This is a genomic window from Streptomyces sp. NPDC048696 (assembly GCF_043198895.1).
Taxonomy (GTDB): domain Bacteria; phylum Actinomycetota; class Actinomycetes; order Streptomycetales; family Streptomycetaceae; genus Streptomyces.
This window is the reverse complement of record NZ_JBICVJ010000009.1, coordinates 183,751-198,839: the sequence shown is the minus strand read 5'-3', so window position 1 is coordinate 198,839 and position 15,089 is coordinate 183,751. Positions and strand designations below refer to the sequence as shown.

At 72.1% G+C, this 15,089-nt stretch carries 13 protein-coding genes; 8 read left to right on the top strand and 5 right to left on the bottom strand.

The genetic code is table 11. The features are described from left to right. Positions 1–33: 33 nt before the first annotated feature. The 3 genes from ACGFRG_RS20865 to mshC all read left to right on the top strand — a co-directional run bounded on the left by ACGFRG_RS20865 (position 34) and on the right by mshC (position 2,830). Positions 34–624 carry a DUF3090 domain-containing protein gene (locus tag ACGFRG_RS20865; protein WP_188271673.1) on the top strand — a complete coding sequence of 197 codons (591 nt, stop codon included), beginning with the start codon at positions 34–36 and terminating at the stop codon, positions 622–624. Continuing rightward, entirely contained in the window at positions 588–1,424 is an 837-nt protein-coding gene (locus tag ACGFRG_RS20860) for an SCO1664 family protein (RefSeq protein WP_393265852.1), read from the top strand. Before ACGFRG_RS20865 ends, ACGFRG_RS20860 begins: the two co-directional genes overlap by 37 nt. 176 nt (positions 1,425–1,600) lie before the next feature. Next, entirely contained in the window at positions 1,601–2,830 is a 1,230-nt protein-coding gene (gene mshC, locus ACGFRG_RS20855; RefSeq protein WP_361421143.1) for a cysteine--1-D-myo-inosityl 2-amino-2-deoxy-alpha-D-glucopyranoside ligase, read from the top strand. Positions 2,831–2,958: 128 nt separating this feature from the next. Here the strand turns inward: mshC and ACGFRG_RS20850 are convergent, their stop codons facing one another. The 3 genes from ACGFRG_RS20850 to ACGFRG_RS20840 form a co-directional block, all read right to left on the bottom strand. Continuing rightward, a complete protein-coding gene (locus ACGFRG_RS20850) occupies positions 2,959–3,492 on the bottom strand; it encodes a hypothetical protein (RefSeq protein WP_393265849.1) in 534 nt (177 codons plus the stop codon). A gap of 101 nt (positions 3,493–3,593) precedes the next feature. Then, complete coding sequence (locus ACGFRG_RS20845; RefSeq protein ID WP_361421137.1) at positions 3,594–5,357, bottom strand: S8 family peptidase; 1,764 nt, start codon at positions 5,355–5,357, stop codon at positions 3,594–3,596. A gap of 190 nt (positions 5,358–5,547) precedes the next feature. Next, positions 5,548–6,558 (bottom strand): PAC2 family protein, encoded by a 1,011-nt coding sequence (locus ACGFRG_RS20840; RefSeq protein ID WP_393265847.1) that lies wholly within the window; start codon positions 6,556–6,558, stop codon positions 5,548–5,550. Between the two features lie 348 nt (positions 6,559–6,906). On the opposite strand from ACGFRG_RS20840, the gene ACGFRG_RS20835 reads away from it, so the two are divergent. From ACGFRG_RS20835 to ACGFRG_RS20815, 5 genes are read left to right on the top strand one after another with little or no spacing between them, the layout of a single operon-like run. Then, entirely contained in the window at positions 6,907–8,232 is a 1,326-nt protein-coding gene (locus ACGFRG_RS20835) for an enolase C-terminal domain-like protein (RefSeq protein ID WP_361421131.1), read from the top strand. Continuing rightward, the gene (locus ACGFRG_RS20830) at positions 8,229–9,029 is read left to right on the top strand and encodes an SDR family NAD(P)-dependent oxidoreductase (RefSeq protein ID WP_393265844.1); all 801 of its coding nucleotides are present in this window, start codon (positions 8,229–8,231) and stop codon (positions 9,027–9,029) included. Before ACGFRG_RS20835 ends, ACGFRG_RS20830 begins: the two co-directional genes overlap by 4 nt. Before the next feature lie 31 nt (positions 9,030–9,060). Beyond that, complete coding sequence (locus ACGFRG_RS20825) at positions 9,061–10,095, top strand: sugar ABC transporter substrate-binding protein (RefSeq protein ID WP_393265841.1); 1,035 nt, start codon at positions 9,061–9,063, stop codon at positions 10,093–10,095. A 2-nt stretch (positions 10,096–10,097) separates the two neighbouring features. Beyond that, positions 10,098–11,594 carry a sugar ABC transporter ATP-binding protein gene (locus ACGFRG_RS20820; protein ID WP_393265839.1) on the top strand — a complete coding sequence of 499 codons (1,497 nt, stop codon included), beginning with the start codon at positions 10,098–10,100 and terminating at the stop codon, positions 11,592–11,594. Further along, on the top strand, positions 11,591–12,616 hold the full coding sequence (locus ACGFRG_RS20815; protein ID WP_393265836.1) for an ABC transporter permease: 1,026 nt from the start codon (positions 11,591–11,593) through the stop codon (positions 12,614–12,616). The genes ACGFRG_RS20820 and ACGFRG_RS20815 overlap by 4 nt, the downstream gene beginning before the upstream one ends. A gap of 15 nt (positions 12,617–12,631) precedes the next feature. On the opposite strand, the gene ACGFRG_RS20810 is transcribed toward ACGFRG_RS20815, so the two are convergent. Further along, positions 12,632–13,303, bottom strand: coding sequence for a FadR/GntR family transcriptional regulator (locus ACGFRG_RS20810; protein ID WP_393265834.1), 672 nt, complete (start codon positions 13,301–13,303; stop codon positions 12,632–12,634). A 174-nt stretch (positions 13,304–13,477) separates the two neighbouring features. Continuing rightward, positions 13,478–15,088 (bottom strand): FAD-dependent oxidoreductase, encoded by a 1,611-nt coding sequence (locus tag ACGFRG_RS20805; RefSeq protein ID WP_393265832.1) that lies wholly within the window; start codon positions 15,086–15,088, stop codon positions 13,478–13,480. Between the last annotated feature and the right edge of the window lies 1 nt (position 15,089).

The window sequence follows — 15,089 nt, the reverse complement described above, 5'->3', positions numbered from 1 at the left end:
CCGATCGCACCATCGACCTAGGGAGACCAGGACGTGCCCCGTCAGGTGTTCTTCTACGACCCGCCGGACCGTTTCGTGGCCGGCACGGTCGGGCTGCCCGGACGCCGGACGTTCTTCCTCCAGGCGTCCGCGGGCAGCCGTACCACCAGCGTCGCCCTGGAGAAGACCCAGGTGGCGGCTCTCGCCGAGCGGATCGACGAACTGCTGGACGAGGTCGTGCGCCGCACCGGCGGCAACGCGCCGGTCCCGGCCGTCGCCCCCGCCGACGTCACCGACACCGCCCCCCTCGACTCGCCGGTCGAGGAGGAGTTCCGGGTCGGCACCATGGCGCTGGCCTGGGACGGCGAGGAGCAGCGCATGGTGATCGAGGCGCAGGCCCTGGTCGAGCTCGACGCCGACTCCGAGGAGGACCTCGCGGAGGCCGAGGAGCGGCTGCTCCAGGACGACGAGAACGGTCCGCCGATGCTGCGGGTGCGCCTGACCGGCGCCCAGGCCCGCGCGTTCGCCAAGCGCGCCCTCGACGTGGTCAACGCGGGCCGCCCGCCGTGCCCGCTGTGCAGCCTGCCGCTCGACCCGGAAGGACACGTATGCCCGCGCCAGAACGGATACCGACGGGGAGCCTGACGGCGGTGGACCTGCTCGCCAAGGGCGAGCTCACCGTCCGCGGCCGGATCCGCGAGGCGTCCAACGCGGTGCTCTACTGCTCGGTCTCGTACGAGGGTCACAGCGCCCACTGCGTCTACAAGCCGGTCGCCGGCGAGCGGCCGCTGTGGGACTTCCCCGACGGCACGCTCGCCCAGCGCGAGGTCGCCGCCTACGAGGTCTGCGCGGCGCTCGGCTGGGATCTGGTGCCGCCGACCGTGCTGCGCGACGGGCCGTACGGCGAGGGCATGGTCCAGCTGTGGATCGAGGCCGCGCCGGACGGGGGCGAGGACGGCGAGGGCGGGCTCCTCGCGCTCGTCGACGGCGAGGAGCCGGGCGAGGGCTGGAAGGCGGTCGGGCTCGCGGACGTCGGCGAGGGCCGCACCGCGCTGCTCGTGCACGCCGACGACGAGCGGCTGCGGCGCCTCGCGGTGCTCGACGCCGTGATCAACAACGGCGACCGCAAGGGCGGCCATCTGCTGCCCACCGGTGACGGGCACCTGTACGGCATCGACCACGGGGTCACCTTCAACGTCCAGGACAAGCTGCGGACCCTGCTGTGGGGCTGGGCGGGCGAGCCGCTGCCGCGGGAGTCGGTCGAGGCGCTGACCGGCCTGGCCGCGGCGCTGGCCCCCGGCGAGCCGCTGGCCGCCCGCCTCGCCGAGCTGATCACGGCGGACGAGGTGGCCGCGCTGCGCGAGCGGGTGGCGTCGCTGCTCGCGGACGGAGTGCACCGCAGCCCGTCGGGGGAGTGGCCCCCGATTCCCTGGCCGCCGGTGTAGCGGCCCGTTTCCCGGCCGCCGCTCCCGTGGCAGTCGGTCTCCCGGCCCTGGCGCGCGCCTGTCCGCCCGATATGTGCCAGCCCTGCATGAAACCGGATCGCGCGCAAGAGAGGTCATTCGGCCAAGTGCGCGGATCCGGTTCGAATATGGAGCATGCGTCCGGTTACGCTCAAGACATGCATGCCTGGCCCGCTTCTGAGGTCCCCGCCCTGCCCGGCAAGGGCCGCGACCTCCGGATCCACGACACCGCGACCGGCGGTCTGGTCACCCTCGACCCCGGTCCCGTCGCCCGTATCTACGTCTGCGGCATCACTCCGTACGACGCGACCCACCTGGGTCACGCGGCGACCTACAACGCGTTCGACCTCGTTCAGCGCGTGTGGCTCGACACCAAGCGGCAGGTTCACTACGTCCAGAACGTGACGGACGTGGACGATCCGCTCCTGGAGCGGGCCATCCGCGACGGGCACGACTGGACCGAGCTCGCCGAGCGCGAGACCGCTCTCTTCCGCGAGGACATGACCGCGCTGCGGATGCTTCCCCCGAAGCACTACATCGGCGCGGTCGAGGCGATACCCGGGATCGTCCCGCTCGTCGAACGCCTGCGGGACGCGGGCGCCGCGTACGAGCTCGACGGGGACATCTACTTCTCCGTGGAGAGCGACGCCCACTTCGGCCAGGTCTCCAACCTGGACGCCGAGGCCATGCGGCGGCTGTCCGCCGAGCGAGGCGGCGACCCCGAGCGCCCCGGCAAGAAGAACCCGCTGGACCCGATGCTCTGGATGGCCGCCCGCGAGGGCGAGCCGAGCTGGGACGGCGCGAGCCTGGGCCCCGGCAGGCCCGGCTGGCACATCGAGTGCGTCGCCATCGCCCTTGACCACCTCGGCATGGGCTTCGACGTGCAGGGCGGCGGCTCCGACCTCGCCTTCCCGCACCACGAGATGGGCGCCTCGCACGCCCAGGTGCTCACCGGCGAGTTCCCGATGGCCAAGGCGTACGTCCACGCCGGCATGGTCGCGCTCGACGGCGAGAAGATGTCGAAGTCCAAGGGCAACCTGGTCTTCGTCTCGACACTGCGCCGCGAGGGCGTGGACCCGGCCGCGATCCGGCTCGCGCTGCTCTCGCACCACTACCGGGCCGACTGGGAGTGGACCGACCAGGTCCTCCAGGACGCCGTCGAGCGGCTCGCCCGCTGGCGCGCGGCCGTCTCCCGCCCCGACGGCCCGTCCGCCGAGGCTTTGGTCGAGGAGGTCCGCGAGGCCCTGGCGAACGACCTGGACGCCCCGACGGCGCTCCTGGCCGTGGACCGCTGGGCCGACCGCCAGCACAGCGAGGGCGGTACGGACGAGGGCGCGCCCGGCGTGGTCTCGCGCGCCGTCGACGCGCTGCTCGGCGTGGCCCTGTAACCCGCAACCGTCACCGCATAAACGCTTCACCGCGCAACGCCTCACTGCGCAAACGCTTCATCGCTCGACGCACGGCCGGGCGCCGGGTGGGCCACTGCTCACCCGGCGCCCTGTGCGTGCAGGGGTCCCTACTGCCGGTTCACCACGACGGCCTGGATCGCGCCCGTCTTGGTGTCGTAGAACCCGATGACCTGCTGGCCGAACGCGAACGCCTCCTGGACCGCGTCATGCGTGACCTGGTTCGGGTTCACCAGCGGGTGCCAGTTGCCCGCGACGAAGAGATACAGGATCGACGGCTGGCCGGGCAGCGGGGTCACCACGTCCCAGAACTTGGTGGCGATGCCGCTGGTCACCGAGGCCGCCTCGACCGCGCTCGGCAGCACGAGCGGCTGCTGGGTCTGCTGACCCTGCTGCATGCCGCCCATCTGCTGGAGCAGCTGCTGGAACGGCGGCTGCTGGCCGAGCTGCTGGAGCTGCTGCTGGATCTGCGGCGGCGAGGTGTTCGGACCCTGCTGCTGCCCCTGCGGATACCCCTGCTGCTGGCCGTACGGGTAGCCCTGCTGCGGGATGCCCTGCTGGCCCTGCGAGTAGCCCTGCTGGGTCTGTGGGAAGCCCTGTTGCTGACCGTACTGCTGCTGACTCATCTGCGGGGTGGTGCTCATGGTGGTGTCACCTTCCCTGTGTCGATGCGTGGGTCGGTCATGGGTGGATGGATCGTCGGGTTGGTTGGTTGATTGGCTGGTCGGCCGATGTGCCGCGACGCTCAGCCCGCGACGACCAGGCCGACGACTTCGTCGTCCGAGAACCAGACGCGTACGTCGGGACGGCCCTGCGCGAAGGCGGCGTGCACCGCCTGCCGCAGCTCGGGCGCCGGGTCGTTGAGGTTGCGCCACGCCCCGGCGACGAACAGCCGGAGCCTCGGGGGCAGTTCATGGGGGTACGGGATCAGCTCGTCCCAGTACCGTTCGGCCTGGCCGGTGCCGACCGTGGACGGCATCAGCCGGGTCACGGCCGCCTTGATGTCGGGGCGGCTGCCGATGCGCTGGGAGGCGGGCCGGCCGGGCGCGTCCTGTTGCGGCGAGCCGGTCGAGCGCAGCACCTCACGGGCGCGCTCCGGTGTCATCGGCGCCTGCTGGGCCGCCTTCAGCATGCCCTGCAGGCAGGCGAGGGCGCCGACCACGATCGGGGCCGCCGAGGACGTACCGGAGAAGGTGTCCGTGTACCAGGCGATCTCCTCGGCGCCGCCCTGGAGTTCACCGGCCCGGTCCCAGAACCCGCCGGTCGTGGTGGTCTCCCGGCCCCAGCCCTGGGCGTCGATCCGCGCCCCGTAGTTGGAGAACGCGAGCCGTGAGCGGTCCGGGCCGTGGTCGCGGCCGTGGGTGCCCGGCGGCGGTGCGCCCGCGCCGACCAGGACCGCGCCGGAGGACCGGTTGGACGGGTTGAACGGGTTGCGCCAGGTCGCCGGGAACCGCTCCGGCCGCCGCTCGTACAGCGCGTCGTCGAGGCTCTCCGCGCCGTTGCCCGCGGCCGCCACCACCAGGACGCCCCTGGCGGTCGCCCAGCGGATCGCGGCGAAGTCGTCCGGCCACCACTCGATCGCGATGTACCCGGCCTGGTCGTCGCGCTGCTCATAGGCGAACCGGGGCCCCGGGCGGTGCAGTTCGATCAGCACGAGGTCGCCGGGGGAGAGCCGTTCGGCGGCCGCGTGGATCGCCGCGGCCGTACCGATGGACCGGAACGACGCGGCCGCGGTGACGGACTGGGGCGCGATTCCGGTGATGCCCTTGTCGTCCCGGTCGCCGCCGATGACGCCGAGGACCGCCGTGCCGTGGTTGCGCCACGCCAGGTCCTGCACCGGGGTGCCGACGACGATCCCGGCCAGCTTCTCCGCGAGGTCCTCGTGCCCCAGCTGCCAGGCGCCCTCGACGTCGACGACGGTGACGCCCTCGCCGGAACCGCCCGGCCGCTGCCAGGCCCAGTACGCGTCGACGCCCTCGGGCGCGGCCCGCAGATAGCCCTGGCGGCCGGTGAAGTCGGGGGTGGCGGGCGTGCCTTCCTTCAGCCGCGCGGCCGTCGCCCCGTCCTGACCGGGATACGAGGCCGGGACGGCCCCCGGCTTCACATACGCGGTCTCGATCTCCGGCAGGGCGGCCAGCCGGGCGGCGAACTCCTCGGCCCGGTCGGCTCCGCCGCGTACACGGTAGAACAGCGACAGGTCGGGGAGGGTGCCCTGATCGACGCCCGGCCGGCCGGGCCGCTCCGCCGCGTGCAGCCGCTCCTCGCGAAGCCGCTCCTCACGGCCGAACAGCGGCTCCATGGCGAGCTGTTCGTCGCCGAGGAAGAGGGTGAGCGCCGTGGTGTCCGCTCCGGAGGCCGAGCCGATGCCCTGGGCGTCGACGCGGAGCCTGGCCTCGGCCCGCGCGACGACGATCAGTTCCGGCTCGGCGCCTTGATAGGTGAATCCAGCTCCATCGGGTCCGGGGCCCGCAGTGCCGGGGCCCTGGCCCGGGAGTGCCTGATCGGTCATCGCCGCTGCAGCTCCCTCCGGTGCCGTGTCGCTCCCTACCCGGCACACCCTGCTACCGCGACGCCGACTCGTAAACCCCGTCCGGCGAACTGTGTTTGAAATAAAGGGGGGTTGGGCAACCGGTGCAAATCCGGCTGGAAACGCCGGGTCCCCCCGTACCCCTAGGGGTACGGGGGGACCCGGCGCAGCCTCAGTCGTCCGACGACTCCACCCCGTCGCCCGGATCCTCCGGATCTTCCCGAGGGGGCCTGGGCGGCCGAGTCCGCCCACTGCCCGTATCGCGCAGATACGACGTGGACTCACCCCCGTCCGTGGCGTGGCCACCGGCCACAGACCCGGGTCCGGGCCCAGGCCCCGGACCACCGTCCCGCCGCCGCAGATACCGCTCGAACTCCCGGGCGATCGCCTCCCCCGACGCCTCCGGCAGATCCGCCGTGTCCCGAGCCTCCTCCAGCGTCTGGACGTACTCGGCCACTTCACTGTCCTCCGCGGCCAGTTGGTCCACCCCGAGCTGCCACGCGCGCGCGTCCTCGGCCAGTTCGCCCAGCGGGATGCGCAGGTCGATCAGGTCCTCAAGGCGGTTGAGGAGGGCCAGCGTGGCCTTGGGGTTCGGCGGCTGCGACACATAGTGCGGCACGGCGGCCCAGAGGCTGACGGCCGGCACGCCCGCGTGGGTGCAGGCCTCCTGGAGGACGCCGACGATGCCGGTGGGCCCCTCGTACCGCGTCTCCTCCAGGTCCATCGTGCGCGCCAGGTCCGGGTCCGAGGTGACACCGCTGACCGGCACCGGCCGGGTGTGCGGGGTGTCGCCGAGCAGCGCGCCCAGGATCACCACCATCTCCACGCCCAGCTCGTGCGCGAAGCCCAGGATCTCGTTGCAGAACGAGCGCCAGCGCATCGACGGTTCGATCCCGCGCACCAGCACCAGGTCGCGCGGCTTTTCGCCGCCGACGCGCACGACGGAGAGCCGGGTGGTGGGCCAGGTGATCCGCCGGACCCCGGCCTCCAGGAACACGGTGGGCCGGTTGACCTGGAAGTCGTAGTAGTCCTCGGCGTCGAGCGCGGCGAAGACCTCGCCCTTCCACTCGCGCTCCAGGTGGGCGACCGCTGAGGAGGCGGAGTCGCCCGCGTCGTTCCAGCCCTCGAACGCGGCGATCATGACCGGGTCGACCAGCTCGGGAACTCCCTCCAGCTCGATCACCCAGTGCCTCCCTCCGAAGTTCTCTTGCGTACGCCCCAACCTTACGGCTTCAGCCATACCCCGACGCAGCCCCCGTGCACGGCCCTCTCCCCGCCGGAGTGATCCCCGCATGAACGGGCAGCAGCCGGGGAAACGCGCTCCCTGGCGGCAGATTCATCCGAGCTGTTCCGTGAATCCGGCGAGGAATGTTCCGTCCCGACCCTGGACTCCGGCGGTTCCCCGCCGCTATACATCGGAATACATCGGATGACCGCGAGAGGTCGGATGTCCGAGCACACGTTCGTCGCAAGAGTTCTTCAGCGGGACTCCAGCGGGACCTGAAGCAGGACTCAGCCACAGGGGGCGCGCATGAGGCCGAGTGTCACCGGGTTCGACGTATACGACATCCGCTTCCCCACCTCCGAACAGCTGGACGGCTCGGACGCGATGAACCCGGACCCGGACTACTCGGCCGCCTATCTGGTGCTGCGCACCGACGGCCCCGCGCGGACCGAGGGGCACGGCTTCGTCTTCACCATCGGCCGCGGCAACGATGTCACCGCCGCCGCCGTGGAGGCGCTGCGGCCGTACGTGGTGGGCCGCCCGGCGCCGCGCACCGCCGCCGATCTCGCCGCCCTCCACCACGACCTCACCCATGACTCGCAACTGCGCTGGCTCGGCCCCGACAAGGGCGTCACGCACATGGCGGCCGGAGCCGTCGTCAACGCCGCCTGGGACCTGGCCGCGACCGCCGCCGGAGTGCCCGTCTGGGAATTCCTGGCCGCGATGACCCCCGAGGAGCTGGTCTCGCTCGTCGACTTCCGCTATCTCACCGACGTCCTGACCAGGAGCGACGCCCTCGCCATCCTGCGTGCCGCGGAACCCGGGCGGGCCGCGCGGGCCCGGCTGCTGCGCGCCGAGGGCTATCCCGCGTACACCACCTCGCCGGGCTGGCTCGGCTACGACGACGCCAAGCTGGTCCGGCTCGCCAAACAGGCCGTCGCGGACGGCTTCGGGCAGATCAAACTCAAGGTCGGGGCCGATCTCGACGACGACGTACGCAGACTGCGCCTGGCCCGCGCGGCCGTCGGGCCGGGCGTGCGCATCGCCGTCGACGCCAACCAGCGCTGGGACGTGCCGGACGCGCTGCGCTGGATGGCCGCGCTCGCCCCGTACGCGCCGCACTGGATCGAGGAGCCGACCAGCCCGGACGACATCCTGGGGCACGCGGCGGTGCGGGCCGGGCAGCCGGTGAAGGTCGCCACCGGTGAACACGTCGCCAACCGGGTGGTGTTCAAGCAGCTGCTCCAGGCGGGCGCGGTCGACTTCGTGCAGATCGACGCGGCCCGGGTGGCCGGGGTCAACGAGAACCTGGCGATCCTTCTCCTCGCCGCCAAGTACGGCGTCCCCGTCTGCCCGCACGCGGGCGGGGTCGGGCTGTGCGAACTCGTCCAGCACCTGGCGATGTTCGACTACGTGGCCGTTTCCGGCAGCCGCGAGGACCGGGTCATCGAGTACGTCGACCACCTCCACGAGCACTTCTGCGACCCGGCCGTCATCGAGGGCGGCCGCTACCTGGCGCCCCGCGCCCCCGGTTTCTCGGCCCGGATGCGCCCCGAGTCCCTGGCCGCCTACCGCTATCCGGACGGGCCCGAGTGGCGGGCCCGCCGCACCGACCGGGAGGTCGTGTCATGACGCGCGCGTTCACCCCCGCCGAGGCCGCACCCCAGGACTTCGCGGGGATGGCCGCACTGGTCACCGGCGGCGCCTCCGGCATCGGTGCCGCCACCGCCGGGCTGCTTCTCGCCCGGGGCGCGCGCGTGGCCGTGCTCGACCGCGATGTCACGGGCGCCCCGCACGGCGCCCTCGCCCTGGCGGCGGACGTCACCGACGACGCGGGCGTACGGGACGCGGTGGCCCGGGCCGTACGGGAGTTGGGCGCGCTGCACACGCTCGTCTCCAACGCCGGGATCGGCGCCATCGGCACCGTCGAGGACAACGACGACGCCGAATGGCACCGGGTGCTCGACGTCAACGTCCTCGGGATGGTCCGCGCCGCCCGCCACGCGCTGCCGCACCTGCGCCGAGCGGCCGCCGAGCGGCCAGGCCGCGCCTCGATCACCCACACCTGCTCGATCGCCGCCACGGCCGGGCTGCCCCAACGCGCCCTGTACAGCGCCACCAAGGGCGCGGTGCTCGCCCTCACCCTCGCCATGGCCGCCGACCACGTACCCGACGGGGTGCGCGTGAACTGCGTGAACCCCGGTACGGCGGACACCCCGTGGATCGGCCGGCTGCTCGCCCGGGCGGACGACCCCGAGGCCGAGCGGGCCGCTCTTGAGGCCCGCCAGCCGATGGGCCGCCTGGTCGCAGCCAGCGAGGTGGCCGCCGCGATCGCGTATCTGGCGAGCCCGTCCGCCGCCGCCGTCACCGGCACCGCCCTGGCCGTCGACGGCGGCATGCAGGGCCTGCGCCTTCGCCCCATCACCTGAGCCCGAGCCGCCAGCCACGAAGGACGAAACCATGAGAGTGCGTACGACAACCGCCGCCGTCTGCACCGCGCTTGTGGCGGTCGCGGCACTGACGGGCTGCAACCGCGAGTCCGGTGGCGGCGGGAGCGCCAAGGTGGGCATCGACCTGCCGCGCAGCGACAGCGACTTCTGGAACTCCTACCAGCAGTACCTCTCCAAGGGCACCAAGGCCGCCGGGATCTCGGCCCTGCCGATGACCAACTCCCAGAACGACATCGGCAAGCTCGTCGCCGACGTCACCGCCTTCATGGACCAGGGCGCCAAGGCCGTGGTGATGGCCCCGCAGGACACCGGCGCCGTCGCCTCGACCCTGGACACCCTCCACCAGCGGAAGATCCCCGTGATCAGCGTCGACACCCGCCCCGACAAGGGCGACGTCTACATGGTCGTACGGGCCGACAACAAGGCGTACGGCGAGAAGGCGTGCGCGTTCCTCGGCGAGCGGCTGAAGGGGACCGGGGAGGTCGCCGAGTTCCAGGGCGACCTGTCCTCCATCAACGGCCGCGACCGCTCGGAGGCGTTCAAGGCGTGCATGGCGAAGAAGTACCCCGGCATCACGGTCCATGAGCTGGCCACCGACTGGAAGGGCGACGTGGCCTCCGCCAAGCTCCAGTCGACCCTCGCCGCCCACCCGGGCCTCAACGGCATCTATATGCAGGCGGGCGGTGTCTTCCTGCAGCCCACCCTCGCCCTCCTGGAGCAGAAGCACCTGCTCAAACCGCCGGGCACGCCCGGCCACATCACGATCGTCTCCAACGACGGCATCCCCGAGGAGCTGGACGCCATCAAGGCCGGGAAGATCGACGCCACCGTCTCCCAGCCCGCCGACCTGTACGCCAAGTACGCGCTGTACTACGCCAGGGCGGCTCTGGACGGGAAGACCTTCACGGCGGGGCCGACCGACCACGGCTCCACCATCGTCAAGATCCCCAACGGCTACGAGGACCAGCTCCCGGCGCCGCTGGTCACCAAGGCCAATGTGGACGACCCGGCGCTCTGGGCCAACCAGCTGACCAAGAAGAGCTGACGATGACAGCCGAACCCGCCGTCCACGCCGAGGGCGTCGTCAAGCGCTTCGGACCGACCCTGGCGCTCGACGGGGTCTCGCTGACCGTACGGGCCGGCGAGTCCCACGCCCTGGTGGGCCGCAACGGCGCCGGCAAGTCCACGCTGGTCGGGGTGGTCAGCGGACTGCACCGCCCGGACGCCGGCACGATCGCCTTCGGCGGCGCCCCCGCACCCGCCTTCGGCGACCGGGCGGCCTGGCAGTCCAAGGTGGCGTGCGTCTACCAGAAGTCCATGGTGGTCCCCGACCTCACCGTCGCCGAGAACCTGTTCCTGAACCGCTTCGAGGGGCGGCGGATCCGCTGGGGACGGCTGCGCGGGCGCGCGGCGGACCTGCTCGCGGAGTACGGAGTGCGGGTCGACCCGGACGTACGCGCGCGTGACCTGAGCGTGGAGCAGCGCCAGTTCGTGGAGATCGCCCGGGCGCTGTCGTTCGGCGCCCGGCTGATCGTCCTGGACGAGCCGACCGCCCAGCTGGACGCGCGCGGCATCCAGCGCCTGTTCACCAAGGTGCGCGAACTCCAGTCCCAGGGCGTGGCGTTCCTGTTCATCTCGCACCACCTCCAGGAGGTGTACGAGCTGTGCACGGCCGTCACCGTCTACCGCGACGCCCGCCATGTGCTGACCGCGCCGGTCGCCGAGCTGGCCAAGGACGACCTGGTGGCGGCGATGACGGGCGAGTCGGCCGCCGCCCCGTCCTGGCGGGCCCACGCCCGTACCGCGATCGGGGGCGAGCCGGTCCTGCGGGCCGAAGGGCTCGCCCTGGACGGGGAGTTCGAGCCGCTGGACCTCGATGTACGCCCGGGCGAGGTCCTCGGCGTGGCGGGGGCCGCCGCCAGCGGGAACACCGCCCTCGGCGAGACGCTGGCCGGGATGCGCCGGGCGACGGCGGGCCGGGTGTCCGTGCGCGGCCGGACGGTGCGACCCGGCAGCGTGCCGCACGCGCTGGCGGCCGGTATCGGCTACATCCCCGAGGACCGCCACCGCCAGGGCCTGGTGCCCGGGCGCTCGGTCGCCGAGAACGCCACGCTCACCGTCACCGACCAGCTCGGGCCGTGGGGGACCGTGCTCCCGTCCCGTACCAGGGAGTTCGCGATGTCGATGATCGCCTCGCTCGACATCAGGACGCAGGGGCCCAGGCAGGCGGTCTCGGGTCTGTCGGGCGGCAACCAGCAGAAAGTCGTGGTGGCCCGGGCGCTGGCCCGTGAACCCGTCGTCCTGGTCGCCGTGCGCCCCACGGCCGGGGTCGACGTCAAGTCCAAGGACGCGCTGCTCGCGGTGGTACGGCGGGTCGCCGACGAGGGGAGAGCGGCCGTGATCGTCTCCGACGAACTGGACGACCTGCGGGTGTGCGACCGGGTGCTCGCGCTCTTCCACGGGCGGGTCGTCGCCGCGTACGACAGCGGGTGGAGCGACCGGGAACTGGTCGCCGCCATGGAAGGTGTGGGGGAGCGGCCATGACCGACACGGTGACCACGGCTGCGGCCGACCTCACGGGCCCCGGCCCGCTGCGGCGCCTCGCGCACATCCGCTGGAGCGACTTCTCGCTGGTCCCGGTGATCCTGGTGCTGATGGTGATCGGCTTCATCGTCTCGCCGGTCTTCCTGACCTCGGACAACCTCATCAGCGTCATCCAGCAGTCCTCGGAGCTGAGCCTGCTGGTGCTCGGCGAGGCCCTGATCCTGATCTGCGGCCGGATGGACCTGTCCCTGGAGTCGACGATCGGGATCGCGCCGGTGATCGCGATGTGGCTGGTCCTGCCGTCCGAGGGCGGCCGGTTCGCGGGGCTCGGGCTGCTGCCCACGTGGACGGCGATCCCGCTGTGCCTGCTGGTGGGGCTGCTGATCGGTACGGTCAACGGCTTCCTGATGCTGAAGCTGAACGTCAACGGGTTCATCGCCACGCTCGGCATGCTCACCATGCTGCGCGGGCTCCACGTCGGCATCACCGAGGGCAAGTCGATCACCGATGTGCCCCGGTCGTTCCGCTATCTGGGCATGACGGACTGGCTGGGCGCACCGGCCGCCGTGTGGATCTGTCTGACCCTGTTCGCCGTCGGCGGGGCGGCGCTCGCCTGGCTGCGGCACGGGCGCGCGCTGTACGCGATCGGGGGCAACCCGGAGGCGGCGCGGGCGGCCGGGATCCGGGTGGACCGGATCACCTGGGTGGTGCTCGCGCTCGGCGGTCTGCTCGCCGCGTTCGCCGGGATCCTCTACACCGGCCACTACGGCTCGGTCGCCGCGACCCAGGGCAACGGGTGGATCTTCCAGGTGTTCGCGGCGGCGGTGATCGGGGGGATCAGCCTGAAGGGCGGCCGGGGCACGCTGTTCGGCGCGCTCACCGGCGTACTGACGCTGCAACTGGTCGTCAACGTCATGACCCTGGGCGGGGTCCCGACGCTGTGGAACCAGTTCCTCAATGGGGCGATCATCATCGTCGCGCTGGTGATCTCGCGCTTCGCGAGCGGGGAGAAGCAGGACTGAGCCCCGCCGGCCCGCTCAGAGCGTGGACCTCAGCCACTGTTCCACGCTCGCGATGTGCACCGTCGCCCACGACCTCGCCGCCTCCGCGTCGCGGTCGCGCAGGGCGGCGAGGATGGCGCGGTGTTCGTGGAGGGTGCGGGAGACCGCGTCCTGCTGGGTGAGGCCGCGCCAGACGCGGGCCCGGGTGGTGGGTCCCGAGAGGCCGTCCAGGAGCGAGCAGAGCACCGAGTTCCCGGCGCTCTGCACGATCGTGCGATGGAACTCCAGGTCGCAGGCGACCAGCTCCTCCACCGACGGGTCCGGGCCCAGCGCGTCCAACTGGGCCGTCAGCGCGTCCAGTTCCGCGTCCTCGATCCGCACCGCCGCCATCGCCGTCGCCGCCGGTTCCAGGATCCGCCGTACCGCCAGGAACTCAAGCACCGTGTCGTCCCGGTGGAAGTCGACGACGAAGCTCAGCGCCTCCAGCAGCAACTGGGGGTCCAGGCTGGTCACATACGTACCGTCGCCCTGGCGCACATCCAGGATGCGGATCAGGGACAGCGCGCGGACCGCCTCGCGCAGCGAGTTCCTGGACAGACCGAGTTCGGCGGCGAGTTCGCTCTCCTTGGGCAGCCGGTCGCCGGGGCGCAGCGCACCGGAGACGATCATTTCCTTGATCTTCTCGATGGCCTCGTCGGTGACTGCCATGGGGCGACCTCCATACCGGGCGGACATCACCGGGTATTCATCCGATGAATCGGCCCCCATTATGCGTCCGCGCGTCCCGCATACGCCCCTGAACTGTGCGGGCGCATGCGAAAGGGGCGGCTCCCCCCGTGGGAACCGCCCCTTCCGGCGCTGACTGGCCCGACTAACTATACGTCAGTGCTTCTTGCCGAGCAGGTCGTCGACCTTGCCGCGGATCTCGTCCGTGGCCAGGCCGCGGATCGTGAGCGTGGTGCGGCGGCGCAGCACGTCGTCGGCCGTCTCGGCCCACTCGTGGTCGCGCGCGTAGACGACCTGCGCCCAGATCTCCGGCGCGTCCGGGTGGATGCGCTCGGCGAGCGCCGCGTCCTCGTTGGCCAGGCGCGCGATGTCGAAGGACAGCGAGCCGTAGTGGGTGGCGAGGTGCCGGGCGGTGTCGGCGGCCATGCGCGGGCCGGGCGCCGGGCCGTCCACCATCAGGCGGTGGGCGACGGCGCGCGGGTTGGCTATACCGGGCAGCGGCAGCTTGCCGGGGAGCGAGGAGATCGGCTCGAAGTCGTCACCGAGCGGACGGCCCGGCAGCTGCTCCAGCTTCTGCATCACCGTACGGCCGATGTGGCGGAAGGTCGTCCACTTGCCGCCGGCCACCGACAGCATGCCGCCGCGGCCCTCGGTGACGACCGTCTCGCGCTTGGCCTTCGAGGTGTCGCCGGGACCGCCCGGGAGCACCCGCAGACCGGCGAAGGAGTACGTGATCAGATCGCGGGAGAGCTGCTGGTCGCGGATGGAGAACGCGGCCTCGTCCAGGATCTGGGCGGTGTCCTTCTCGGTGACCGCGACGTCCGCCGGGTCGCCCTCGAACTCCTCGTCCGTGGTGCCGAGCAGGAGCATGTCCTCCCACGGCAGGGCGAAGGTGATGCGGTACTTGTCGATCGGGGTCGCCAGCGCCGCCTTCCAGGGGGAGGTGCGCTTGAGGACCAGGTGCGCGCCCTTGGACAGCCGGATCGAGGGGGCCGCGTCCGGGTCCTCCATCTTGCGCAGGTGGTCGACCCAGGGGCCGGTCGCGTTGAGCACCAGACGGGCGTTGACGCCGAACTCGTCGCCGGAGAGGCGGTCCTTGAGGTCCGCGCCCGTCACCCGGCCCTTGGTGAAGCGCAGACCGCTCACCTCGGCGTGGTTGAGGACGACGGCACCGGCCTCGACGGCGGCGCGCACCGTCATCAGGGCCATCCGCGCGTCGTTCATCTGGTCGTCGCCGTACACGGCCACGGCTTTCAGGTTGTCCGTGCGCAGCTCCGGCACGTCCTGCGCGGCCTTGGACGGCGAGAGCAGGTGGCCGACGCCGTCGCCGAACGCGGACAGCGCCGAGTAGGCGAAGACGCCCGCGCCCAGCTTGGCCGCGCCGTGCGGGCCGCCCTTGTAGACGGGCAGGTAGAAGGTGAGCGGGTTGGCGAGGTGCGGGGCCACCTGACGGGACACCGCACGCCGCTCGAAGTGGTTCTCCGCGACCAGCTTCACCGCGCCGGTCTGCAGGTAGCGCAGACCGCCGTGGAGGAGCTTGGAGGAAGCGGAGGAGGTGGCGCCGGCGAAGTCGCCGGCGTCCACCAGGGCCACCCGCAGCCCGGACTGCGCGGCGTGCCAGGCGGTGGAGATGCCCAGGATGCCGCCGCCGATCACCAGGAGGTCGTACGTCGCCTTGGAAAGCTGCTCCCGAGTTTCGGCGCGGCTCGGGGTCGAGCCGGAGGCCGGGTGCGTCCCAAGGGCAGGGACGCTCTGCAGGGTGGTCATT

Coding starts and splice junctions, on each gene's coding strand:
- ACGFRG_RS20860 (WP_393265852.1), top strand. CDS start 588: ATGCCCGCGCCAGAACGGATACCGACGGGGAGCCTGACGGCGGTGGAC.
- mshC (WP_361421143.1), top strand. CDS start 1,601: ATGCATGCCTGGCCCGCTTCTGAGGTCCCCGCCCTGCCCGGCAAGGGC.
- ACGFRG_RS20850 (WP_393265849.1), bottom strand. CDS start 3,492: ATGAGCACCACCCCGCAGATGAGTCAGCAGCAGTACGGTCAGCAACAG.
- ACGFRG_RS20845 (WP_361421137.1), bottom strand. CDS start 5,357: ATGACCGATCAGGCACTCCCGGGCCAGGGCCCCGGCACTGCGGGCCCC.
- ACGFRG_RS20835 (WP_361421131.1), top strand. CDS start 6,907: ATGAGGCCGAGTGTCACCGGGTTCGACGTATACGACATCCGCTTCCCC.
- ACGFRG_RS20830 (WP_393265844.1), top strand. CDS start 8,229: ATGACGCGCGCGTTCACCCCCGCCGAGGCCGCACCCCAGGACTTCGCG.
- ACGFRG_RS20825 (WP_393265841.1), top strand. CDS start 9,061: ATGAGAGTGCGTACGACAACCGCCGCCGTCTGCACCGCGCTTGTGGCG.
- ACGFRG_RS20820 (WP_393265839.1), top strand. CDS start 10,098: ATGACAGCCGAACCCGCCGTCCACGCCGAGGGCGTCGTCAAGCGCTTC.
- ACGFRG_RS20815 (WP_393265836.1), top strand. CDS start 11,591: ATGACCGACACGGTGACCACGGCTGCGGCCGACCTCACGGGCCCCGGC.
- ACGFRG_RS20810 (WP_393265834.1), bottom strand. CDS start 13,303: ATGGCAGTCACCGACGAGGCCATCGAGAAGATCAAGGAAATGATCGTC.
- ACGFRG_RS20805 (WP_393265832.1), bottom strand. CDS start 15,088: ATGACCACCCTGCAGAGCGTCCCTGCCCTTGGGACGCACCCGGCCTCC.